The 22,262-nt window shown below is 72.7% G+C and carries 18 protein-coding genes, 1 tRNA gene and 1 pseudogene; 9 read left to right on the plus strand and 11 right to left on the minus strand.

Translation table 11 applies throughout. The features are described from left to right. Positions 1-11: 11 nt before the first annotated feature. A complete protein-coding gene (locus ABZ135_RS06310) occupies positions 12-3,263 on the minus strand; it encodes a toll/interleukin-1 receptor domain-containing protein (protein WP_356692360.1) in 3,252 nt (1,083 codons plus the stop codon). Positions 3,264-3,683: 420 nt separating this feature from the next. Between ABZ135_RS06310 and ABZ135_RS06315 the strand changes: the two genes are divergently transcribed. The 4 genes from ABZ135_RS06315 (at position 3,684) to ABZ135_RS06330 (ending at position 6,820) form a co-directional block, all read left to right on the plus strand. Beyond that, a complete protein-coding gene (locus ABZ135_RS06315; protein WP_356692362.1) occupies positions 3,684-4,574 on the plus strand; it encodes a DUF4231 domain-containing protein in 891 nt (296 codons plus the stop codon). A 154-nt stretch (positions 4,575-4,728) separates the two neighbouring features. After that, complete coding sequence (locus tag ABZ135_RS06320) at positions 4,729-5,658, plus strand: hypothetical protein (protein ID WP_356692364.1); 930 nt, start codon at positions 4,729-4,731, stop codon at positions 5,656-5,658. Further along, entirely contained in the window at positions 5,648-6,256 is a 609-nt protein-coding gene (locus tag ABZ135_RS06325) for a hypothetical protein (RefSeq protein WP_356692366.1), read from the plus strand. The genes ABZ135_RS06320 and ABZ135_RS06325 overlap by 11 nt, the downstream gene beginning before the upstream one ends. A 156-nt stretch (positions 6,257-6,412) precedes the next feature. Continuing rightward, positions 6,413-6,820, plus strand: coding sequence for an FKBP-type peptidyl-prolyl cis-trans isomerase (locus tag ABZ135_RS06330; RefSeq protein ID WP_356692368.1), 408 nt, complete (start codon positions 6,413-6,415; stop codon positions 6,818-6,820). 12 nt (positions 6,821-6,832) lie between these two features. On the opposite strand, the gene ABZ135_RS06335 is transcribed toward ABZ135_RS06330, so the two are convergent. Beyond that, positions 6,833-7,684: a DUF72 domain-containing protein gene (locus ABZ135_RS06335; RefSeq protein WP_356692370.1), complete on the minus strand. Its 852-nt coding sequence runs from the start codon at positions 7,682-7,684 to the stop codon at positions 6,833-6,835. Between the two features lie 66 nt (positions 7,685-7,750). Here ABZ135_RS06335 and ABZ135_RS06340 point away from each other — a divergent pair, with 66 nt between their 5' ends. Further along, positions 7,751-8,290 carry a GNAT family protein gene (locus ABZ135_RS06340; RefSeq protein WP_356692372.1) on the plus strand — a complete coding sequence of 180 codons (540 nt, stop codon included), beginning with the start codon at positions 7,751-7,753 and terminating at the stop codon, positions 8,288-8,290. A 107-nt stretch (positions 8,291-8,397) separates the two neighbouring features. Here ABZ135_RS06340 and ABZ135_RS06345 read toward each other — a convergent pair. Continuing rightward, positions 8,398-8,471: transfer RNA gene (locus ABZ135_RS06345), tRNA-Pro, on the minus strand. A gap of 125 nt (positions 8,472-8,596) precedes the next feature. On the opposite strand from ABZ135_RS06345, the gene ABZ135_RS06350 reads away from it, so the two are divergent. Together ABZ135_RS06350 and ABZ135_RS06355 are read left to right on the plus strand one after the other, a co-directional pair. Further along, positions 8,597-9,307, plus strand: a complete 711-nt coding sequence (locus tag ABZ135_RS06350; RefSeq protein WP_356692374.1) for a transketolase — start codon at positions 8,597-8,599, stop codon at positions 9,305-9,307. Positions 9,308-9,414: 107 nt separating this feature from the next. Beyond that, positions 9,415-10,308 carry a transketolase C-terminal domain-containing protein gene (locus ABZ135_RS06355; protein WP_356692376.1) on the plus strand — a complete coding sequence of 298 codons (894 nt, stop codon included), beginning with the start codon at positions 9,415-9,417 and terminating at the stop codon, positions 10,306-10,308. Between the two features lie 205 nt (positions 10,309-10,513). Here the strand turns inward: ABZ135_RS06355 and ABZ135_RS06360 are convergent. After that, positions 10,514-10,825, minus strand: a pseudogene (locus tag ABZ135_RS06360) (MmcQ/YjbR family DNA-binding protein); the annotation flags it as partial. A gap of 620 nt (positions 10,826-11,445) precedes the next feature. On the opposite strand from ABZ135_RS06360, the gene ABZ135_RS06365 reads away from it, so the two are divergent. Continuing rightward, a complete protein-coding gene (locus tag ABZ135_RS06365) occupies positions 11,446-12,645 on the plus strand; it encodes an acyl-CoA dehydrogenase family protein (protein ID WP_356692378.1) in 1,200 nt (399 codons plus the stop codon). Between the two features lie 109 nt (positions 12,646-12,754). Here ABZ135_RS06365 and ABZ135_RS06370 read toward each other — a convergent pair whose 3' ends face one another. From ABZ135_RS06370 to ABZ135_RS06395, 6 genes are all read right to left on the minus strand, one after another. Then, positions 12,755-13,324: a GAF domain-containing protein gene (locus ABZ135_RS06370; protein WP_356692380.1), complete on the minus strand. Its 570-nt coding sequence runs from the start codon at positions 13,322-13,324 to the stop codon at positions 12,755-12,757. Continuing rightward, on the minus strand, positions 13,321-13,956 hold the full coding sequence (locus ABZ135_RS06375; protein ID WP_356692382.1) for an ATP/GTP-binding protein: 636 nt from the start codon (positions 13,954-13,956) through the stop codon (positions 13,321-13,323). Before ABZ135_RS06375 ends, ABZ135_RS06370 begins: the two co-directional genes overlap by 4 nt. After that, positions 13,934-14,305 carry a DUF742 domain-containing protein gene (locus ABZ135_RS06380; protein ID WP_345484374.1) on the minus strand — a complete coding sequence of 124 codons (372 nt, stop codon included), beginning with the start codon at positions 14,303-14,305 and terminating at the stop codon, positions 13,934-13,936. The genes ABZ135_RS06375 and ABZ135_RS06380 overlap by 23 nt, the downstream gene beginning before the upstream one ends. Positions 14,306-14,307: 2 nt before the next feature. Further along, positions 14,308-14,742: a roadblock/LC7 domain-containing protein gene (locus ABZ135_RS06385; protein WP_345484375.1), complete on the minus strand. Its 435-nt coding sequence runs from the start codon at positions 14,740-14,742 to the stop codon at positions 14,308-14,310. Positions 14,743-14,749: 7 nt separating this feature from the next. Then, on the minus strand, positions 14,750-16,693 hold the full coding sequence (locus ABZ135_RS06390; protein WP_356692385.1) for an ATP-binding protein: 1,944 nt from the start codon (positions 16,691-16,693) through the stop codon (positions 14,750-14,752). Between the two features lie 429 nt (positions 16,694-17,122). Beyond that, a complete protein-coding gene (locus tag ABZ135_RS06395) occupies positions 17,123-17,500 on the minus strand; it encodes a hypothetical protein (protein WP_356692387.1) in 378 nt (125 codons plus the stop codon). Between the two features lie 75 nt (positions 17,501-17,575). Here ABZ135_RS06395 and ABZ135_RS06400 point away from each other — a divergent pair, with 75 nt between their 5' ends. Continuing rightward, positions 17,576-20,863, plus strand: coding sequence for an NACHT domain-containing protein (locus ABZ135_RS06400; RefSeq protein WP_356692389.1), 3,288 nt, complete (start codon positions 17,576-17,578; stop codon positions 20,861-20,863). Positions 20,864-20,894: 31 nt separating this feature from the next. On the opposite strand, the gene ABZ135_RS06405 is transcribed toward ABZ135_RS06400, so the two are convergent. Beyond that, positions 20,895-22,094: an MBL fold metallo-hydrolase gene (locus ABZ135_RS06405; protein ID WP_356692391.1), complete on the minus strand. Its 1,200-nt coding sequence runs from the start codon at positions 22,092-22,094 to the stop codon at positions 20,895-20,897. Positions 22,095-22,262 lie beyond the last annotated feature (168 nt).

A 22,262-nucleotide genomic window follows, 5' to 3' on the forward strand; every position in this document is an offset into this window, starting at 1 on the left:
CGTCCGGCGGCTCAGCAGATCCGCCGGAACCGCTCTCCCGGAGCCGCGTTCTGCCACTCCGCGGGCGACATCGGCTCCCCCGCGATGGAGCACAGGGCCGCGCGCCAGCGGCTCGGGCCGACCAGCAGTGAGGAGAGCTCACCGTCCCGCTCGACGACCAGGCGGTCGCCCTCCCCGGTGAACCCGACGAGGTCCCCGCGCCGCCCCAGCGTCCATCCCGGGACCTGGATGCTGCGCTCGAGATCGGCATCCCACAGCAGAAGCCTCCCGTCGCCCGTGACGGAAGCCGCCGTCCGCCCGTCCGGACCGACCGCGACGGCCCGGGTGAGTTCCCCGGCGTCCGGAGCGGCCCGGAGGGCACGGTGCGCACGGGGATCCCAGAGGATCAGGGCGGGATTGCCGCCGCCCACGCCCCCGAGCACGAGGAGACCGTCGGGACGGAAGGCGACGGACATCGCCCCCGGCACGGGCTTGCCGAGGCGTCTTCCCGTCCGGGTGTCCCAGACCTGAGCCTTCTGCTGACCGCCCGTCACCGCCAGCAGGGAACCGTCGGCGCTCAGGGCCGTGTCCTCGACGATGCCGACCTCGTAGTCGGGGCCGTACCGGTGGCCCGGCCGCCATGTTCCGGTGTGCCAGCTATACACGGACGCACCGTGTGCCTCTCCGAGGTACAGCCGCCGTCCGTCCGGGGAGAAGAGCAACGTCATCGGGAGCACTTTCGGGGAGCCGATGCCCTGCCCCTCCAGGCGAGCGAGTCGGCGGCCGCTCCCGGTGTCGAAGACCTCCACGTGCACCGCGCGTTCGTAGCCCACCCCCTCGGCCTCCGCGACGGCGAGCAGAGCGCCGTCGGGCGACAGGGCGATCCGGTAGGCATCGGCGCCGGGACGGACGGTCCGACGGAGCCGCCCGTCGGACCGGCGGAGAAGCCGCACCGTACCGTCCGTCATGAGGACCGCCAGGGCGTCGCCACGGGAGGCGGTCGCGGCATCGAGGCCGACGGCACCGGCAGCACCGGCAGCCTCGAACCTGTCGGCGAAGCGCCCGGCCTGACCGCGGTCCCAGAGCGTCACGGTGCCGTACGAGCCTGCCCCGGCCATCAGCCGTCCGCGCGCGCCGAGGGCGATCTCGTGCCCCGGCAGGTCCGCCTCCTTGCGGCCCGTCCTGGTGCTGTAGAGCCCGTACTGCGACGTCTGCTGGAAGATCGAGAAGGAGGTGGCCGCCACCGCGAGCCACCGGCCGTCGTCGCTCAGGGACACCCGGGGGCCGTAGGCCCCGGGGTCGGGAGCGTCGACGCGGCCGATCCGCCGACGGGCGCCGAGGTCCCACACGTCGTGGCGGCCCGGGGCAGCGGTGTGCCTGGCGACGAGATAGCGCCCGTTGCGACTGAAGTCCTCGAAGGTCAGCCCCTTCCCCAGCGTCCACGCGGTACGCCCGGTGTCGGTGAGAACCCGGATGGTTCCGCTGTTCATCACGACCGGGGCTCCCGCGTGGCTCATACCGAGGAATCTGCCCGGCGGAAGCTTCGACGGCGGCCGTTCGGGGGCGGCCACGTAACCGACCGACACGGAGTCGTCGCCCTCGTCCAGGATCTCCGTCGCCAGGCCGAAAGCCCCTTCTTTGACCAGCGATCCCTCCACCTGAAGCACCGCCGTTCCGGCAGCCACGTCCCACACCACGGTCCGACCACGCGCCCCTGACTCGGGCGAGGGGCTCACCAGCAGGGTCTTCCCGTCGCGGCTCAGTTCCGCTGTGCCGAAGATGCCGGACACACCGAAGTGCCGGAGATCGGCCTGATGGGTCTCCTTCATCGTGCGGGTGTCGACGAGGACGACGATCCCCTTGCGCAGGACGCCGAGGATCCGCCCGTCGGCGCTCATGTCCCCTCCCGCCATGCTGGACATGCGCGTTCCCCGCACCGTGCCGCGGGAGCGCATCGCGGCGGTGTCCCAGACCTCGGCCGTCCCGTCCCGCCGCCAGATGACCAGCGCGGATTCGTCCTGGCTGAGGCTGAGGTACGAGACGAGGGCGCGCTTGGCCGGGATCACGCCGCGCACCTTGTCGAAACGGCTGAGTTGCCGGAGCAGCGACTCGCGGGCCTCGGTCGTGTCGGCCTGACTGAACGCGGCGACGCTCAGCAACGCCGCCTGTCGGACGTCGCCGTCGGCCCGTTCATTCGCGGTGGCGGCCAGCCTCCGCGAATCGGCCGCCCGGCGCTGGGCCAACGCCGAGGACTCCCCGGAGACGACGAGCCCGGCGAGTGCCGCCAGAGCCACGCTTATGGCGACGGCCCCCACCTGGACCCGTATCCGACGACGCCGTGCCGCCGCGCGGCTGGCCCGCAGGAACGCCACCTGCTCCTCGGTGAGTGCCGTCCGGTCGTCCACCTCCCCGGACGCGGGCCGCTGCCGCTGCCACGCCTCGGCGACGACCAGCTCGTGCCCGCGCAGCAGCAACGCCTCGCTTCCCCCACTGATGCGCCATTCGTGCGCGCGCAGCCCGATCCGCGTGTGGAAGGCGGTCCAGCGGTGCCGGTTCTTCACGAAGGCGTGAATGGCGTCCGCGCCCGCCGCGAACTCCTCCGACCGGCTCATCCGCAGGAGTTGGAAGTCGGCGAGCGGGTCCCAGCCGTTCTCGCGGAGTGCGGCACTGGCCCCGTGTTCGAGTGCAGGGTCGATGACGATCGGCAGTACCCGTTTGCGCAGCGCGAGCGCCCGCTCGCACTCCAACCAGCAGTACTTCGAACGCAACGAGTCCCGACTGAGCAGCACGATCACGGCGTCGGAGCCGCGGATGGCCTCGTCGATGCGCTCACGCCAGCGTGCCGACGGCTCGATGTCCAGCCAGTCCACCCACACTTCGCGCAGACGGCCGGAGAGCTCCCGGTGAAGGCGCTCGGCGAACGTGGAATCCCGTCGGGAGTAGCTGACGAACACCTTCCCCGTGCCTTCGGACGGGGGTCCCTGTTCCTGCGCTTCGGCCAGTTCGTCGAAGATCTTCCCCGCGAGCTCGGCCCGCAGCACGATCTCCCGGCCGGCCGCCGCCACTCCGCCGGCGATCAGCCCCGCTCCCGCGGCGAGGAACTGCCAGTACGGCCGGTCGGCGGACACCCCGAACAGACTCTCCGCCATCTGTTCGCCCACCTCGTGGTAGAAGCCCTCTACCGGCCGGAGTTCGGGGATGAGCGACACCGTCCGCCGCCCGAGGCGTACGGTGACGTACTGCAGGCCCCATGCGGCCAGGCCGTACACCACCGCTCCGGCCACGCCCCAGCCGGCGACGAAGAGTTCCGGGCGCTTCGCGGGCGCCGGCCGGGCAGGACTCCCGACGCGCTCCCCCGGCCGGACGCGGAGAGGTCGCCGGCCGTCGGAGCGGCCCGACGGCCGACGGCGGAACGAAGGGAAGCGGCGGAACGAAGGGAAACGGACGAAGACCGCGCCGGGGACCAAGAGACCGGCCAGGGCGACCCAGGGGCCCACGAGCGCACAGCACAGCGCCCACGCCAGGGCACAGGAGAACAGCCACCACCATCGACGACGCGCCCGCACACCGCTCCCCCCGAAGCCCTATCCGCTCCACGCTAGTCGGTCGTCCCCCCGGATGAAGAGACTCCTCGGCCATGTCGGCCGGCTGCCCTCCGGACGGAGGGAGTTCCGCCGTCCGCACCCAGTCGCCAGAATCTCCGCATGACAGTGACGCACGAGAACGTGACGATGCGACAGGTCTGGGACCAGCAGAGCGTCTGGTCCCAGAGCGCGAACAAGCTCAAGAGGTCGGTGGAGACGGCTCGTTCGCGGGCCCTGGCGTTGGCGGTCGCCGCGGCGATCCTCGGTACGGCGGCCGCCCAGACGATGGACTGGCAGACCTGGCTGGGGACCTCCTTCGCCTTCCTCGCCGCCCTCACCGCGGGCATGTCACCCGTTCTCGCCCACCGGGCCGGCCCCGGCCGGATGAGTGACTGGATCCGTACCCGGGCCGTGTCGGAGGCCCTCAAGGGCGAGGTCTACACCTGCCTCGCCGGCGTGGGCCCGTACGAGGACGCGGAGAACGGCGCGGCGCTCCTGGCGGAGCGGGCCCGCCGCTTCCGTGTGGACGCCGCGGACCTCGTGCGTCACACCACGGGCATCACCGCCGAGGCCCGCCCGCTGCCTCCGGTGACGGGCATCGACACGTACGTCGACCTTCGGCTGCGCCGCCAGATCGACACGTACTACCGACCCAAGGCCGCGCTGATGCACCGCAAGGTGGAACTCCTCGGCAAGGTCGAAGTCGCCTTCGGCGCGGCGGGCGCCCTCCTGGCCGCGGCCGCCGGGGCCTTCTCCCTCGGAGGGCTCGCGGCCTGGACGGGGGTGATCGCCTCCGTGTCCATCGCGGTCACCGCCCACGGGATAGCACAGCGTTACGCCTACCAGCAGCTCGAGTTCCTGCGCACCGCCGAGGAGTTGCAGCAGCTCCTCGACGCCTGGCAGGCGGAGACGACGCCCTCGACGGAGGCGAGCGGCGCCTTCGTGTCACGGTGCGAGCACGTCATCTCCATCCAGAACGAGGCGTGGATGATCCGCTGGACCGTGGGCTGACCGGACTCACGGGGCCGAGGGGCCCGGGGGGCGCGCGGCGGCCGCGCCCGCACGGAAGTCGGAGGCCGGAGGCAACGCCGGCGCCCGATCCGACGTCTGGCAAGCGGAGAACGAACGGGGCCGACCGGCCCCGACCGTGTGAAGGGATCTGCTTGTGCTCATAGGACTGCTGACCGCCGTCGCCGCCTCGATCTGTTACGGCACGGGGTCCGTCCTCCAGGCCGTCGGCTCCCGCAAGTCCGCCCGGCGCGAGGCGGCCGCGGCGGGGCAGGTCACCCAGCACGGCGGGCCGAGCCTGTCGTCGACCGCGAAGGCCGCGATGACCTGGGAGTTCATCGTCGGCACGATCCTGGACTTCGTCGGCTTCGGCCTCGGCGCGCTCGCCGCCCGCATGCTCCCGCTGTTCCTCTCGCAGACCGTGATCAGCGCCAACCTGGTCATCACGGCCGTCCTCAGCGTGCGGCTGCTCGGCATCCGGCTGACCCGCGCGGAGTGGACCTCGATCGGTGTGGTCTGCTCGGCCCTGGTGCTGCTGGCGAGCGCGGCGGGCCCGGAAGGCAGCGGGCACACCCCGATCGCGACGCACTGGTGGCTGCTCGCCGTCTCGCTGCTGCTGATGGTCGGCGGTACGGTCCTCGTCCGCGTGCTCGGCGCCCGGGCGGCGATCCTCGCGGGCCTCCTGTCGGGTCTGGGCTTCGGCGCGTTGGGGGTCGGGGTGCGGATCCTGAACGGCATCGACCCCTTCGACCCGGGCGCGCTCCTGACGGACCCGGCGCTGTACGCGATCCTGGTGGCCGGTGTCGGCGGCATGTACCTGCACACGGTCGCGCTGCAGATCGGCTCGGTGAACGGCGCGACGGCAGCGCTCGTGGTCGGCGAGACCGTGCTGCCGGGCATGATCGGCGTGTGGTGGCTGGGGGACGCCTCCCGCCCGGGCTTCGCCTGGCTGGCCGTCCTCGGTTTCGTCCTGGCGGTCGCGGGCGCGGTGGCGGTGGCCTGGTTCGGCGCCCCGGAGAGCCACGGTGGGGAGCCGGAGAACGAGCCGCGGCCCGTACGCGAACGGGAGCCCGCCCGTGTCGAGTAGCCCCGCTCCCCTCGGCCCGAGGTCCCGCACCCTCGTGCCGTCCGTCGACCAGGCGTCCTGGGACGCCGCGGTACGCCACCTGTACCGGGACGCCTGCGCGTACATCGCCACCGGCCCGCGCCGCCACGAGGACTGGACGCTCGACGTCCTCGCGCTGACGGCCCGGGCCGTGCCCGACCCCCGGGGCTGGGCCCGCGTCGACGACGCGGAGCAGGACCCGCGGCGCGCGGAGGACCCCCGGTGGCCCTTCGCCGCCCACCCCGCCGCGTACGTGGCACCGCGTCTCCAGGAGATCGACCGGGCCGGCGCCGAGGATCTGCTCCTCGCCCTCACGGAGGCCGGCTGCACCCTGGACAACCTCCGGTACTTCGACGAGTCCCCCGAGGAGCTGCGGGACATGGCGCGCACGGTCCTCGCGCGGTACGGGGACGGCGCCACGTACCACACCAACGTCGGCAAGCCGGGCAGCGCGCCGGGGACGCTGGACTTCTCACGAGAGGGCCTGGAGTACAGCCCGCTGGGTGTGTTCATGGAGGACTGCGGTCTTGTCGTGGTCTCGGCCACCGAGGTCGGTCTCTTCTGGACCTTCTCGGACTAGGGCCGCCCGCAGGGGCCCCGGCCGCCGGCCGGAGGCCGTTGCCCGGCGCTGGCGGGCGGCGTCCGCGACCGCCTCCGGACCGGCATAGGCTGCCTTGGAGAGTCCGTGCGTCCGGACGGGCCGTGCGGGTCGGCTGCGGAGAGTGATGAGGCTGTGATGGGTGAGCGGACGAAGCCCGAGGTCGACGTCCCGGAGGGTGCCGCTCCCACCGAGCTGGCCCTCCGTGACCTGATCGTCGGGGACGGGCCCGAGGTGAAGCCGGGCATGGTGGTCCGGGTGCACTACGTAGGGGTGACCTTCGCGTCCGGGAAGCAGTTCGACGCTTCCTGGGACCGCGGCGAGCCGTTCAAGTTCGCCCTGGGCGGCGGCAGGGTCATCAAGGGTATGGACCGGGGGGTGCGGGGGATGAGGGTCGGCGGTCGGCGCGAGATCGTCGTTCCTCCGCGTCTCGGCTACGGCAAGGAGTCGCCCTCCTCGTCGATCCCGCCGCACTCGACCCTGGTCTTCGTGGTGGACCTGCTCGACGCGTACTCCCCGGCCGCCGGGTGGAGCAGCGCGTCCTGAGAGGGGCCGGCTTCACGAACCGTCAAGCAGGCCGCGGAGCGTCTCGGCGGCGCGTACCGCGGCGTCACCGCAGCAGTTGTTGAACAGGACGTGCACCTGCTCGGCCCGGTCCCCCAGAGAGCGCAGGCGCGGCAGCCAGTCGGCCAGTTCCTCCCGCGTGTAGGAATGGCGGAAGCGGTCCTCCTTGCTTCCGGTCCCCCAGGCGGCGCTGCGGCCGTGAAAGCGGACCACGGCGAGCCTCGGGGAGGTGACGGGGGTGACGGCGGGCATCGAGGTGGGCAGCCCTTGGACCGTGTCGACGGCCACCGCGGTGGCGTCCAGGTCCCTCAACAGGGCGGCGGTCCGCTCCCGCCGGTCCTCACGCCACCAGTCGGGATGGCGGAACTCCACGGCCATCGGCCACTCGTACGCCCGTTTCCTGGTGGCGTGGAGCACGGTCTCCGCCCGGGCGCCCGGACCGAACCACGGCGGGAACTGGAACAGTACGGCGCCCAGCCGGCCGGACTCGCGAAGGGGCCGCAGGGCCGCGCCGAAACGATGCCAGACCTCGTCCAGCAGCTCCGGGTCGCCGAGGGCATGGCCGCGCAGGTCGGCGGGCAGGGCGGCCTTGCGGGTCGGGTGGCCGGTGAGGAGGGAGAACGCCTTGACATCGAACCGGAAGCTCGCCGGCGTGCGTTCGACCCAGAGCAGACTGTTGCGCACGCTGGGGAGAGCGTAGTAACCGGCGTCGACCTCCACGACGGGGAAGCGTTCGGCGTAGTACCGCAGCCTCCCCTCCGGGTCGCGCCGCCCAGGTGGATACCAACCGCTGGCCACCAGCGCCTTGTCCGTCCATGAACACGTCCCGATCGACAACTCGCCCATACCGGCCGTCCTTTCCTCGCGGCCCTTCTACCCGGGAAAGCCGGCTCCAGGTGACAAGATCAACCCATGCGTCAGCACGCGGTGTCCTTGACCAAGATCGCGCTCGATGACTGGCAGGCCGTTCACTCGTGGGCCCGCCTCCCAGAGGCTTGCCGTTTCCAGGCTTGGGGACCGAACACCGAGGACCAGACACGCGATTTCGTGCGGGCCGCGGTCGAGGCGTGGTCGAGCACACCCCAGCAGAGGTTCGCCCATGCGGCGCGCTGGGGGGACGACGTCGTCGGTATGGGCGAGCTGCGTGTCCGCAGTCACCGGCAGCGCCAGGGCGAGATCTCCTACATCGTGCATCCCCGGGTATGGGGGCAAGGCATCGGCACGGGAATCGGGCGCGGACTTCTCGCGTACGGCTTCGATCAGTTGGGGCTCCATCGGATCTTCGCCACCTGTGACCCGCGGAATCTCGGCTCCGCCCGCGTGCTGGCCAAGCTCGGGATGACGTACGAGGGGCGCCTTCGCCACACGGCATGGATACGGGACGGCTGGCGGGACTCCCTGACGTTCAGCATGCTCGAAGACGAATGGCGTGCCGAAGATCAGCAGCTCTGACGTCGAATGAACAGACGGGGTCAGCGGAGCGAAACGGTCGGCCGGAAACGATCGAGGGGCCGTTTCAGATCGCTCTGAAACGGCCCCTCGACTGCGACTCTCACAAGTCGGGACGACAGGATTTGAACCTGCGACCCCTTGACCCCCAGTCAAGTGCGCTACCAAGCTGCGCCACGTCCCGGTGCCCGTCTGACCTGGGGTTTCCCCGGCCGAACGCGCATGAGAACAATACCGCACTTCCGCGCGTGGTCACGAACCGGTTTGCGGGTTGACCTCAAGCGCGCTTGAGGTAGCACGGTGTGGGCCATGACGAACACGACGGACACGATCCCCGCGGCGCGGGCCGACATCGAGCGGCTGCACCGGCTCATGGCGCTGATGACCGGGGACGAGAAGCACTCGCCCGCCGCCACCTCGACGCTCGACGCGTTGTGGGTGCTGTACGACCGGGTCCTGCGGGTGGCACCGGAGGACGTGCGGGAGGCGGGGCGGGACCGGTTCCTGCTGTCGAAGGGGCACGGGCCCATGGCGTACTACGCCGTCCTCGCCGCGAAGGGGTTCATCGAGGAGGAGGTGCTGAGCGGCTTCGGCGGGTACGACTCGCCGCTCGGGCACCATCCGGACCGCACGCTCGTGCCGGGCGTGGAGATCGGGAGCGGCTCGCTCGGGCACGGGCTGCCGCTGGCCGTGGGGAGCGTGCTCGGGCTGCGGGCGCAGGGGCTCACCGAGCCCCGGGTGTGGGTGCTGATCGGGGACGCCGAGCTGGACGAGGGCAGCAACCACGAGGCGCTCGCCTATGCCGGGTCCGCCGGGCTCGAAGCGCTGCACACGCTGGTGATCGACAACAGCTCAGCCACCCACGGCTGGCCGGGCGGGATCGCCTCGCGGTTCGAGGCGGCCGGCTGGTCGGCCGAGACCGTGGACGGGCGGGACCACGAGGCGCTGTACGCCGCCTACACCGCGCCGCACCCCGGCCGGCCCCGCGCGGTCGTCGCCCGCGTCGAGCCCAAGAGCTGAACCGCGCGCCGAGCCCGGCCCCCGGGGCCCGAGCCCCCAGTCCGGCGCGCCCCGGGCCGCGGGCCGGCGCACCCCTCCCCCACGCCCCACTCCCCCAGGAGAACCTCATGGACACCATGCGTGACCGCTTCATCGCCACCACCACCCGCCTGCTCGATGACGACCCCCGCCTCGCGCTCGTACTCGCCGACATCAGCACGGACGGCTTCCGGCAGGCCCTGCGGCGCCACCCCGAGCGGGTGATCAACGTCGGGATCCGCGAGCAGTTGCTCATCGGGGTCGGCGGCGGGATGGCGCTCACCGGGATGCGGCCGATCATGCACACCTTCGCCAGTTTCCTGGTGGAGCGCCCCTTCGAACAGGTGAAGCTGGACTTCGGGCACCAGGGTGTCCACGGCGTCCTGGTCAGCGCGGGCGGATCGTACGACTGGCCGGCCGGCGGCTTCACCCACATGTCGCCCGGCGATGTGGCGCTGATGGACACCCTCGACGGCTGGAGCGTGCACGTGCCGGGGCACCCGGACGAGGCCGAGGCCCTGGTGCGGCAGGCCGCCGCCGGGGACGGGTCGGACTACGTGCGGCTGTCGGTGCACGCCAACGCCTCGGCGCATCCGGTCGGCGGCGCGGGCCTCACCCCGCTGCGCGAGGGCTCTCGGGGGGTCGTCGTCGCGGTGGGTCCGATGCTCGACAACGTCCTGGCCGCGACCGAGGGCCTCGACGTCACGGTGCTGTACGCGACGACCATCCGCCCCTTCGACGGCGAGACCCTGCGCCGGGCCGTCGCCGGGGCGCGCCCGGACGTGGTCCTGGTGGAGCCGTACCTCGCCGGGACCTCGACGGCCGCCGCGAACGACGCGCTCGCCGAGGTGCCGCACCGCGTCCTCGGGCTCGGCATCGGGCGCCGCGAGCTGCGCCGGTACGGCTCCGTCGACGAGCACCTGGCCGGACAGGGGCTCGACCCGGCGGCCCTCCGGGCGCGGATCACGGCCTTCCTGGGGTGAACCGCCGGCCCGGTCCCCGTACCGGGAGGCGGGCCGCGCCTCAGCCGTCCGAGGGCCCGGCCCGCCCTTCCTCGGGCGCGATCCGCCCCTCCTCGGGCGCGATCCGCCCCTCCTCCGGTACGGCCCGCCCCACCTCCGGTACGGCCCGCCCCACCTCCGGTACGACCCGCCCCACCTCCGGGTACCGGTTCCGGAGCCGGGGGCGGGCGGCCTGGCGCCAGGAATCGGCCAGGATGGCCCGGAGCTCCTCCTCGTCGTCGAGGGCGGCGAGCCGGACCCGTAGCCACGCATAGCGGTCGTCGTGGCCCTCGCGGAGGAAGAACTTCTCGGGCTCGGCCGCGATCAGCTCGGCGCGCTCCTCCCTCGGGCACGTGACGCCCAGCACCTGGTCGTCGTCCAGCGAGGCGAAGATCCGCCCGCCCGGGCCGGCCCGGAAGGTGGGCATGCCCCAGGCGGTCTTCTCGACGGCCTCGGGCAGGGAGAGGGCGATCCTGCGCACATCGTCGGAAGTGGCCATGGACCGACCGTACGGCCTCCCGGCGGCAAAGGACGGCCGCAAGCCCCCGCCCCCTCACCCCCGCCCGCCCCCTCACCCGGCCCCTCACTCTCGTGCGCGCACCTCCGCGCCACCCCGCGCGCCCCGCTCGCGCCCCCGCGCACGCTCCGTGACCGCCACGGCGCGCGCGGCTCGACACGCCCCCGCGCCGGGGCGTGCCCCCACACGCCCCCACGGCTCCCCCGGGGCGGGGTTCATCCGCCCGCGCACCCCGCGCCGCCGGGCCTGCCCCGCCCCGGCGACGGTTCCGGAATGCCGCCTCTTCGGTGACGAAGTGACGTATGAGGCGACCCGGCCTCTCTCGACGCCATATGCCCGGGAACTCGTTGCCGTTGGCATGTGGCAGAAAGATGCCCCCGGGGAATGTCCTTCGGACCGGACTGAGCAGGCCAAGACCACACGAAACACAGTCAGAAACAAACGTCAACCGTTCCGTTTTCGGACAAAGTTGGTGGCGATATTGCTCCACCCCAGAAAGATCAACACCATGAAGTGGTCGGCCTGTTCGGGACGGGACCACTGCCGATGCACCACCTGCTCGGACCACTCGACGAGCAGGCGTTTCGCAGGGGAGGACTCGAATGGACGGCTACTTCAGCAGTCGGCTGCATCACCAACTGAGGGCGCGGGTTCGCGACTTCGCAGAGCGTGAGGTTCGGCCACGCATACCGGAGATGGAGGCGTCGCGCACGGTCCACCACGAACTGTCCCGGCTCATCACCCGACAGGGCTGGCTGGGCGCGACTATCGGCCATGAGTACGGTGGCATGGGCGCCGGCCATCTGGCCAAGACGATCATCATCGAGGAGCTCTCGCGGGTGAGCGGGGCGATGGGCGCCATGGTCCAGGCATCGCAGCTCGGCACCGCCAAGATCATCCACTTCGGGAGCGACGAACAGCGCAAGACCTGGCTTCCGGCCATCGCCTCCGGCGAGTGCCTGCCGACCATCGCGGTCACCGAACCCGAGTCCGGCGGCCATGTCCTCGGCATGTCCGCGAGCGCGGTCCGTGACGGCGACGACTACATCCTCAACGGCAGCAAGGTGTACGTCGGCAACAGCCATGTCGGCGATCTCCATGGGGTCGTGGTCCGCACCGGTCCCGGATCGAAGGGGCTCACCGCCTTCCTGGTCGAATCCGATCGCCCGGGATTCAGGACCGGTCCGCAGCAGCCGGCCATGGGGCTGCACGGCTTCAGCTTCGGCGAGCTCATCTTCGAGAACTGCCGGGTGCCGGCCTCCAACCGGCTCGGCGACGAGGGCGACGGCCTCGCCGTCGCGTACTCCTCCAGCGTGCTCTACGGCCGCGCCAACCTCACCGCCGTGTCGCTCGGCATCCACCAGGCGATCCTGGAGGAGACCACCCGCTTCGCCACCGAGCGCATCCGCTACGGCAAGCCGCTGGCCGAACTGCCCACGGTGAAGCTGAAGCTGGGGCAGATGCAGTCGCGGCTGATGACGGCCCGGCTCGCCGCGTACCACGCCGTCCATCTGCTCGACCAGGGCATGTCCTGCGACACCGAGCTGATGAACGCCAAGCTGGTCAACGTCGAGTCCGCCCTCGACTCCGGGCGCAACGCCATGGAGATCCACGCGGCGGCCGGCCTCTTCACCGACCGGTCCATCGAGCGGTACCTCCGCGACGCGCACCACATCTTCGCCCCGGCGGGCACCTCCGACATCCAGCTCCTCCGCCTCGCCGAGGTCGCCCTCGGCCAGGACAAGGGAAGCTGGTCGGAGCGGCTCTCCGACGTGGTCCGCATGGAGCCCGCGTACATCTGAGACCCCCTCGAACAGGGTCGCCAGGGTCGCTAGAAGCACCGTGCCCCGGAGTCCGGCGAAGAGCCGAACACCGGGGCATCTGTACGCGTAGCTCTCCGTACGGTGCTCGTCAGAACCTGCCGTCCTCGCGGCGGTGAATCTGCTCCACCAGCTCCGCCGCCATCGCCTTGATGGTCTCCAGGCCGGCGCGCCCCCAGGGCCGCACGTCCGTGTCGACCACGCAGATCGTGCCGAGCGCCACGCCCGTGCGGTCGATCAGCGGTGCCCCCATGTACGAGCGGATGCCGATCTCGTCCACGACCGGGTTGCCCGCGAAGCGCGGGTAGTCGCAGACGTCCTCCAGGACCAGGGCCTTGCGGCGCACCACCACGTGCGGGCAGTAGCCGTGGTCCCGGGCCATGAAGCGGCCGACACCGCCGCCGGCGGCGGTGGCCCCCAGGTCGGTGCCGGAGTGGGTGCCGGCCGGGGTGTGCAGGCCGGCGAAGAACTGCCGGTTCTCGTCGATGAAGTTGACCATCGAGAACGGCGCGCCGGTCACCTCCGCGAGCCGGTGGGCGAATTCGTCGAAGGCCGGGTCGGGCTGCTCGCCGAGCCCCAGTTCGCGCAGGCGGCGGACCCGGGCGGGCGCCTCCTGGTCGACGGGGGTCAGCAGCAGGTGACCGGTCGGGTCGTAGGTCATGTCGGGGCTCCGTAGCTCGGCACGGCGGCCGGGATGGTGGTGAGCAGATGCTGGACGAGGGTCAGCAGGGTGCGGATGCCGGAGCTGGAGATCCGGGCGTCGCAGAGCACGACCGGCACCGTGGGCTTGAGGTCGAGGGCCGCCCGTACCTCGTCCGGTTCGTAGCGGTAGGAGCCGTCGAACTCGTTGACCGCCACCACGAATTCGATGCCCCGCCGCTCGAAGAAGTCGACGGCGGAGAAGCAGTCCTGGAGCCGGCGGGTGTCGGCCAGGACGACCGCTCCGAGCGCGCCCTCGGAGAGCTCGTCCCACATGAACCAGAAGCGCTCCTGGCCCGGCGTGCCGAACAGGTACAGCACGTTCTTGTCGTCCAGGGTGATGCGCCCGAAGTCCATCGCGACCGTGGTCGTGGTCTTGGACTCCACGCCCTCCAGGCTGTCGGTGGCCGCGCTGACCGAGGTCAGCAGCTCTTCGGTGCTCAGCGGTTCGATCTCGCTGACGGCGCCCACGAACGTGGTCTTGCCCACGCCGAACCCGCCCGCCACCAGGATCTTCAGGGCGGTGGGAAACGGGTCGGTCGCGAAGCCTTCGTGACCACGTTCGTGGCGCTCAGAGCCGTTGTCGTAGGCCATCGAGCACTGCCTCCAGCAAGGAACGGTCGGTTGGATTGGCGTGGAAGCGGGGAGCTCGGGCGGTGAGCGCCCCGCAGTCCACGAGGTCGGAGAGCAGGACCTTGGTGACGACGGCCGGGAGCCGTAAGTGCGCCGCGATCTCCGCCACCGAGGTGGGTCCGTCGCACAGCCCGAGGGCCAGGCTGTGCTCGGGACCCATGTGCGGCTGCGGTGCCGTGCCGGTCGCCATCACCATCGACAGCAGGTCGAGCGCCGCCGTGGGCTGGGTCCGGCCACCGCTGACGGTGTACGGGCGGATCAGCCGGCCGGCCGCGTCGTCGAGCCAGGGCCCTTCCTGAGGGGACCCCATGCTCACTGCCCCGCACTGCCCGCCGCGCCGGCGGCCTGTCTGGCCGGGGTGACCAGATACGGCCGCACGCTCTTGACGAGCATGGCCATCTCGTAGCCGAGGACGGCGGCGTCGGCCTCCCGGCCCGCGAGGACCGCGAGACAGGTGCCGGACCCGGCGGTGGAGACGAACAGCAGCGTGGAGTCCAGCTCGACCACGACCTGCCGGACCTCGCCGCCGTCGCCGAAGCGGGCGCCGGCGCTGCGGCCGAGCGAGTACAGGCCGGAGGCCAGTGCGGCCATGTGGTCGGCCGCGTCGGGGTCGAGGCCGTGGACGGACTTCACGAGGCCGTCGGAGGAGAGCAGTACGGCATTACGGGTGTAGGGGACCCGCTGGACCAGGCCGCTGAGCAGCCAGTCGAGATCCGAGGAATGGCCGTTCGGCGCATTGCTCGCCATGGTGCATCTACTCCTTGTGCGCGTCACCGGGACGCAGCGGTTCACGGGGGGCGGGCTGGGATTCTGCGAGGCCGATGCCGCGCTGGAAGGCGGCCATGAGGCCCGGGTCGTGCAGGGCGTGCTCCTCGGGCCTGCGGGCCGCGGGCTCGTCGCGCAACTGCGGGACGAGGTGCTCCTGGGCGCGCCGCTTGGGGAGGACGGGCCTGCCCGTGGCTCCGGAGGCCGGGGCCGGGGGGACCTCGGTCGCCGGAGGGTGGGGGACGGTGCCGGACCCGTGGGGCCCGGGGTAGGCGGACTGCGACGGGACCCCGTGGCTTCCGGGGCCCGCGGTCGCTCCGGCCGCGCGGGGCGGGCCGGCGGTCTCCGGCGCTCCGGAGCCGCCGGTCGTGGTGCCGAGGGGTGCCGAGGGCCGCTGTACGGAGGGGGTGACCGGTACGGCGGGTGCCTGCGGCGCCTGCGCGTGCGCCGGCGCCTGGAGGTGCGCCTGTGCCTGAGCCTGCGCGGGTACGGGGGCGGGCGCGGGCGCCGGCTGTACGGGGGCCTGCGGGGCGGGGGCCTGCGGCGCCGCGGCCGGGAGCGGGGCGGACCGACCGCCCGGCTGCTGGGCCAGGGCCTGGCTGTCGAGCTGGGCCTGGGCGGCCTTGGCGGCGACCTGGGCCTGGGCCTGGGCGGCCTGGCCCTCGCCCCGGGCGAGGCCCTCGGGGTCGGCGCCGAGCAGGCCCTGCGGCAGGACGAGCACGGCCTGCACACCGCCGTAGATGTTCGACTGGAGCCGAACGGCGATGCCGTGGCGCCGGGCCAGGGCCGAGACGACGAAGAGTCCGATGCGGCCGTCCTGGAGCAGGTGCGCGACGTTGACCTGGTCGGGGTCGGAGAGCAGGGCGTTCATCTTGTTCTGCTCGGCGACGGGCATGCCCAGACCGCGGTCCTCGACCTCGATGGCGAGACCGGCCGTGACGTACTGGGCGCGCAGCAGCACGGTGGTGTGCGGCGCGGAGAACAGCGTCGCGTTCTCGACCAGTTCGGCGAGGAGGTGGATGACGTCGGCCACGGCATGGCCCCGGAGCGTACCGTCGATCGGCGGGACCAGCTTCACCCGCGGGTACTGCTCGACCTCGGCGATGGAGGAGCGCAGCACCTCGGTCATGGTGACCGGGTTCGACCACTGCCGGCGGGAGATGGCGCCGCCGAGGACGGCGAGGTTCTCCGCGTGCCGGCGGATGCGGGTGGCGAGGTGGTCGACGTGGAACAGGCCCTTGAGCAGCTCGGGGTCCTCCACCTCGTTCTCCAGCTCGTCGAGGAGCTGGATCTCGCGGTGGACGAGGGACTGGAGCCGGCGGGCGAGGTTGACGAAGACCTCGACCTTCTGTTCGTTGCCGACGCTGCTGGACAGCTTGGACGCCTGCACCACGGCGGTGACGGCGGCCTCGTGCGAGCGGGTCAGCTCCTGCGCCAGCAGGTCGAACTCGTCACCGGACGGTGAACCGGCCGGTGCCGCGGGCGGCCGGGGCGCCGGACTCTCACCCCTGCGCAACTGTTCGAGGACCGTCCGCAGTTCGCTCTGGCTGCGGGCGCTGGCGCGGCGCAGGGCGTTGGCGCGATCGAGGACGGCCTTGGCGGCCCGGTCGGCGCCGAGGGCGGCGGCGGTCACCGAGGCCACCGTGAGCGCCGCGGCTCCGGTGAGCGCGGCCCACAGGCCGGGGGTCGGGCTGGCGCCGGTGGAGCGGATCGTGAACAGCACGGCGGCGGCGCCGCCGAGCGCCACGGCGACGGCGGGGAGGACGGAGGTACGCAGGAGTTGGGGGCGTATGCGGGCCTCGGTCGGAAGCGGCGCGGGGGACTGGGGGGAGCCGGCGCCGGTCGCGCCGGCGGCGGTACGGGCGCCTGACCGGCCGTGCCGCCCGCCCTCGCGGCGTTCGGACCGCGCGGCGGGTGCGCGAAGTTGAGACATGAGTGTCCTTGGTACGTGCCCAGGATTCGGCGTACTACGGGGGTGCACTACAGGGGGAGGTGTCCTACGTGGGTGTGATGAGCCTACCGATGATCACCAAGCAGCCACTGTAGTCGTCAACCGTTCATGTGCGGTGCGCAGTTGGCAAACTTACCCGTAGAGCGCCCCGGTCTGGTATCGCCCTTCGTACGACAGGCCGAGAAGGGTTGGCCGAAAGTCGCCTTTACGGAGCGGGGCGGGAGCGGAACGGAAGAGAAAGCACGCGGGCGCGAGCCGCGTCCCTCCGTACACCTCGCGCCTGACCGGAATCCGTTGCAGGGGCGCACACCGGGGCAGCAGGCTGCCGCTCCGGCGCACGCCACCCACCCCCTTTGCGCCGCCGGCGACGCGGACCGATTCCTTCCGGATTCGCGTCCGCACAGCCACCGCTCAGGAGGAACGGGCGCCGAACGTGATGTCGCCGTGGAAGTCCCGGCCCTGGATCACCGTCCCTTGCGTACCGCCCGAGATCTCGTTCGTGACGTCCCCGGACCGCGCGGTGACCTCGGCGTTCGCCTGCCGCCGCCAGGTCTCCAGCGCGGTGGCGAAGTCCGGATCCTGCCGGGCGCGTTCGTTGAGCAGCGCGGCGAGCTGCGCGGCCCGTTCCTCGGTACGCGGGGGCTCGGCCGTCATCGCCGCTTCGCCCTCGCCGGGGCGCGGCCCCCTTCGGGTGACCAGGTCGCGCAGGGACGTCCAGATCTGTTGCCCGGCCGCACCGGCCGTCCCCGAGGCGAGAGCCACGAGCAGTTCTGCCGTGATGGGTTCCACGCGGGGCCTCCAGTCGTTCGTGAAACGTGCACCTATGGGTATGGTGCCGCACGACGGTCTGCTGACGGGGTGCACATGACGACGGAACCGACCAGGGAACCGGACGGGTTGGAGCACCGGCGGCCGGTCACGACGAACGTCTTCAGCGGCAACGCCCAGGTCGTCGTCCAGGCCCGCACGATCGTCGGCCAGCTCGTGTTCACGGGCAGCGGGGTCAACGCCTGGCCGGCGGTGGCCTCCTACGCCGTCGCCGTCGTCCTGTCCGCCGCGACGGGACTGCTCGGCTGGCAGGCACTGGACCGCCTGGGCTCCCAGAAGCAGCCCGCGCTCACCTGGCTGCTGGCCTCGGGCGCCCTGCTCGGCCTGGCCGGTACCGCACTGCAGCTCCGCAGAGCCCGACGCAGATGGCGGGGCTATCGCGCCCTGGAGGAGGACTACCGGCTGAACGCGGCCGCCCAGCGGCTCGCCACCACCACGGAGGCCGCCTGGAAACGGGAGGAGCAGGCCCGGCGGTTGTACGACCCCGCTCCGCTGCCGGTGCGCTGGCACTGGGTCGACCCCCCGCCCCCGGAGACCGCGCCGGATGCGCCTGCCGAGCCCCTGGGGCCGGGCGGAACCTTCGACGACATCCGGCACGCCTTCGAGACGGCCTCGAACCGTCTGGTGGTGCTGGGCGGTGCCGGGGCCGGCAAGTCCGTACTGGCGGCGCATTTCGTGCTGGACCACCTCCGGTACCGCAGGGATCACGATCCCGGGGTGCCGGTGGCGGTCCTCCTGCCACTGTCCTCCTGGAATCCGGCCACACCCTTCGAGGAATGGGTCGCCGCCCGGGTCGTCCAGACGTGCCCCCCGCTCGCCGATCTGGGCGATCCCGACACGGCGGTCGAGCTGTACCGCACGGGCAGGCTCCTGCTGGTCCTCGACGGCCTCGACGAGTTGCCCGAGGACGCCCGCCCCAAGGTCATCGACGCCCTCAACGAACGGCAGGGCGCGACCACCGGTCCCGTGCTGCTGACCAGCCGCCCCGCGGAGTACCGGGATGCGACCCGGTCGGAGGCGGGCTCCCTGCGTCCCGCCGCCGTGATCGAGCTGGCGCCGCTCGCGGCGGCGGATCTGCGGGAGTTCCTGCCCCGTACGGTCGATCCGGCCCGCGACGGGGGCGAGGGCGGCTCGGCCTGGCGGACGGTCCTGGACGCCCCGGGTGATCAGGGCGCGCTGCTCGGCGAGGTCCTGTCCACCCCGCTGATGGTGGCCCTCGCGCGTGCCGCCTACAGCGACACCGACGCCTCCCCGTCCGAGCTGCTGCGCGAGGACGTCTTCCCGGACCGGGACGCCGTCGAGCACCACCTCCTCGACCAGTTCGTCACCGCCGTCTACCGTCGGGGCCCGGGCCCCGACCCGGCCACGGGAAAGCCCCCTCCCGACTGGACCGCCGCCCAGGCCCGGGCGTGGCTGACCACCCTCGCCCGGCGCCTGCAGCGCCTGGGACTGCGCGAGATCACCTGGTGGCGGCTGACCCCCGGCGTGCCCGAGGCCGCCCGCGCGGCGCTGGAGGCACTCGCCCTGGCGCTCACCCTCGCGGTCACCGGCTGGCTGCTCCTCGGACAGCCGCCCCGGCCGGAGCGACCTCCCCCGCCGTACGTCCTCGGCATCCAGGCCGCGGCCTGTCTGGCCGCCCTGCTGGCCCGGCCGTTCGGGACCCCGGACGGCGGGATGGTGCCGCGCCGGATCACCGTTCAGGGGCGGTGGCGGGACTTCCTCGTACAGGGGGCGATCGCCGCGGCCGTGGTGCTGCCGATCGGATGGTCCCTGCACGTGACGCCTGCCGTCCTGGCCGGCCTGCCGCTGCTGTTCGCGCTGCGTGCGTTCGTGGACCACGCCGTGGACGTCACCCGGGCCGGCAGCCCCTGGCAGTTGCTGCGCTCCGACCGCGCCTCGGTGCTGCTCCTCGCCCCGGTCCACGCGTTGCGCGGCGAGGGACCGGCGGCGGTCCGCTCTTGGCTTCTCGCCTGGACGGCCCTCGGCCCGCTGATCGTGGTGACGGCCTGGCACCGCACCGGTGGTCACGACGCGGTCGGTCCGCTCATCTGGACGGTCGCCGCGGTCGGCTCACTGGTGGCGCTCGCCCTGCTCGGCGTCGCCGCGTCGGCCTGGTGGGCCTTCACGGCCACCCGGGTCGCTCTCGCGACCACCGGCCGGCTGCCCTGGGCGCTCGGGGCGTTCCTGGCGGACGCGCACGACCGGGGCGTCCTGCGTCAGGCCGGCGGTGTCTACGAGTTCCGTCACGCCCGGCTCCAGGAGCGCCTCGCCGGCCGCCCCGCCCCGGAACCCGCCGAGCCGGGCCGCGTCCTGCTGCCGCCCCCGTCGGTCAATCTGGCCGCGGTGCCCGCCGCCCTGGCGATCCTGCTGGGCACCAGTCTCACGCCGGGCGCGCCTGGACCGTACACGAGCGAGGAGCTGCGCTGCCCGTCGCTGGACGTGCCGACGGGTTACGTACAGAGGCCGACCGAGCGGGAGAACCCGGACCGGTACTCCTGTGCCTGGGAAGGCAGGACGGATACTGCCTCGGCCCCGCCGCTGCCGGGCACGTCCGGCCCCTTCGCCCTCCCCGACAGCCGGTACGTCGGCCCCTACTTCCTCAACCTCTTCGTAGAGGTCGTGCGTCCCAGGACCTCCCGCAGCGCCGTGGAGGTGGCCTCCGAACAGTTCGACCTCATGAGCGACCGGTGGGCGGCGCACCGGGTCCCCGGTCTCGGTCAGGAGGCCGCCGTAACCGGGCCCGGCACTCCGTCGTACGCCCTCGTCCGCGTCGAGAACGTCATCGTCCTGGCCCAGGTCGGGGACTCCCGGGGAGTCTGCTTCGACACGACCGACGACGTCGCCCTCGCCCAGGCCACGGCGGCCCTGCGCCACCTGGGGATCTCCGACGACGCACCGCCGGCCGACGCCTCGTCGACGCCCTGGTGCGAGGCGTCCCTCGACGCGGAGCAGCAGAACACTCCGACACCGACACCGACACCGACACCGAGTCCTGCCCCGACCCCGTCCGAGTCGCCCGAGGCGTCACCGGCTCCGGCGGAGCTGCGGATCGACGCCGACGGTGGCGAGCGCACCCACCACTGCCGCGGAGGGGCGGTGGAGATCCACGCCGACGAGGTCAGCCTGACCCTGACCGGGTCCTGCGACGGGCTGTACATCTACGGGGAGCGGAACTCGGTCTGGGTGCAAAAGGCAGACACGGTCCGGCTCAGCGGCAGACGCAACACCGTCTGGTGCCAGGAGCCCGCCTCCGAGGTCTACGACCTCTCGGGCGTCACGTACGGCGAGCCTCCGACGGGCATGCTCCTCGGGTGCAGGCCCTGAAGGGGACGGCCGCGACCGTCCCCTTCGGACGTCAGCGATCACCCGCCAGGTCGAGATCACGCCGCTCGGTCCCACCGGCGGCCCCCGCCTGCTCCGGCCGCCGCCACGGGCGGGCGACGGGCCGGGAGACCCCACGCCACCAGGCGGCCTCGGGCAGCTTCCCGGCGGGCTCGAACGGCTCGCCGGGACGCGGGAACGCCACCGCCTGCCCGGCCTCCTCGGCCGCGTCCTTCGTCCACTCCCCCGGCTCCGCCCACGGGTGCGGGGCGAGGTTGAAGGTGCCCCAGTGGATGGGGAGCAGCACGCCGTGCGGGTGGCCGCCCTGGAGGTCCAGGTGGGCGCGCAGGCCCTCGGCGGGGGTCATGTGGATGTCCGGCCAGTACTCGGAATAGGCGCCGATCTGGATCATGGTGGCGTCGAAGGGGCCGTGGGCGGCGCCGATCTCGCGGAAGCCGGAGAAGTAGCCGGTGTCGCCGCTGTGGTAGATCCGGTGCTCGGGGCCCTCGACGACCCAGGAGGCCCACAGGGTGTGCTGCTGGTTGCGCAGTCCCCGGCCGCAGAAGTGGCGGGCGGGGGTCGCGGTCAGCCGCAGCTCGCCGACCTCCGCGGACTCGTTCCAGTCGAGCTCGCGCAGCTTCGAAGCGGGCACGCCCCAGCGCTCCAGGTGGGCGCCGACCCCGAGCGGGACCGCGAAGAGGGTGCCGGTGCCGGCCAGTGCCTTGATCGTCGGCAGGTCGAGGTGGTCGTAGTGGTCGTGGGAGATCACCACCACGTCGACCGGCCCGAGGGCGGCCAGCGGTACGGGCACGGGGTGGAGGCGCTTGGGTCCCGCGAAGGCGAAGGGCGAGCAGCGGTCGCCCCAGACGGGGTCGAAGAGCACCCGGTGGCCGTCGATCTCGGCGAGCACGCTGGAGTGCCCCATCCAGGTGACGCGCAGACCGGTGGCCGGCGGCTTGGCCAGGTCGGCGAGGGTGGTCGGGTGGACCGGGATCGTGCCGGTGGGGGCCCGGCGCGCCCGCGCCTCCTTCTCGAAGTAGATCTTCGCGAACTCGACGGTCGAACCGGACGGCCGGTGCCGGGCCGACTCGGGGTTCCGGAAGACGCCGTCGGCGTAGTTCGGCGAGCGGCGGATGCGCTCCAGGCGCTCCCCCGCGGGGTCGGCGCCGAAGGACGCGGGGCGCAGCGCGCGCAGCCGTGCCCGCAGCGTGGGGTCGGAGCCGGTGCCGGTCACAGGACCTCCTGCGGTCGAGGGTCCCTTCATTATGTGCGGCCCGCGCGCACGGGCGCGGGTCGGGTCGGACCGGGGGCCCGGCGCGGGCGGGGGCGGGCCGGCACGGGGCGGGCCGGCGACGCGGGCGGGCGCGGGCGGGCGCGGGCTGATCATGCCCTTGTCATGTGC

It is taken from the genome of Streptomyces sp. NPDC006339 (genome assembly GCF_040612775.1).
Taxonomy (GTDB): domain Bacteria; phylum Actinomycetota; class Actinomycetes; order Streptomycetales; family Streptomycetaceae; genus Streptomyces.

Bases quoted from the DNA above. Each gene is read 5' to 3' on its own strand.
- ABZ135_RS06315 (WP_356692362.1), top strand. From the start codon at position 3,684: ATGACAGTGACGCACGAGAACGTGACGATGCGACAGGTCTGGGACCAG.
- ABZ135_RS06330 (WP_356692368.1), top strand. From the start codon at position 6,413: ATGGGTGAGCGGACGAAGCCCGAGGTCGACGTCCCGGAGGGTGCCGCT.
- ABZ135_RS06335 (WP_356692370.1), bottom strand. From the start codon at position 7,684: ATGGGCGAGTTGTCGATCGGGACGTGTTCATGGACGGACAAGGCGCTG.
- ABZ135_RS06340 (WP_356692372.1), top strand. From the start codon at position 7,751: ATGCGTCAGCACGCGGTGTCCTTGACCAAGATCGCGCTCGATGACTGG.
- ABZ135_RS06350 (WP_356692374.1), top strand. From the start codon at position 8,597: ATGACGAACACGACGGACACGATCCCCGCGGCGCGGGCCGACATCGAG.
- ABZ135_RS06355 (WP_356692376.1), top strand. From the start codon at position 9,415: ATGGACACCATGCGTGACCGCTTCATCGCCACCACCACCCGCCTGCTC.
- ABZ135_RS06365 (WP_356692378.1), top strand. From the start codon at position 11,446: ATGGACGGCTACTTCAGCAGTCGGCTGCATCACCAACTGAGGGCGCGG.
- ABZ135_RS06370 (WP_356692380.1), bottom strand. From the start codon at position 13,324: ATGACCTACGACCCGACCGGTCACCTGCTGCTGACCCCCGTCGACCAG.
- ABZ135_RS06375 (WP_356692382.1), bottom strand. From the start codon at position 13,956: ATGGCCTACGACAACGGCTCTGAGCGCCACGAACGTGGTCACGAAGGC.
- ABZ135_RS06380 (WP_345484374.1), bottom strand. From the start codon at position 14,305: ATGGGGTCCCCTCAGGAAGGGCCCTGGCTCGACGACGCGGCCGGCCGG.
- ABZ135_RS06385 (WP_345484375.1), bottom strand. From the start codon at position 14,742: ATGGCGAGCAATGCGCCGAACGGCCATTCCTCGGATCTCGACTGGCTG.
- ABZ135_RS06390 (WP_356692385.1), bottom strand. From the start codon at position 16,693: ATGTCTCAACTTCGCGCACCCGCCGCGCGGTCCGAACGCCGCGAGGGC.
- ABZ135_RS06400 (WP_356692389.1), top strand. From the start codon at position 17,576: ATGACGACGGAACCGACCAGGGAACCGGACGGGTTGGAGCACCGGCGG.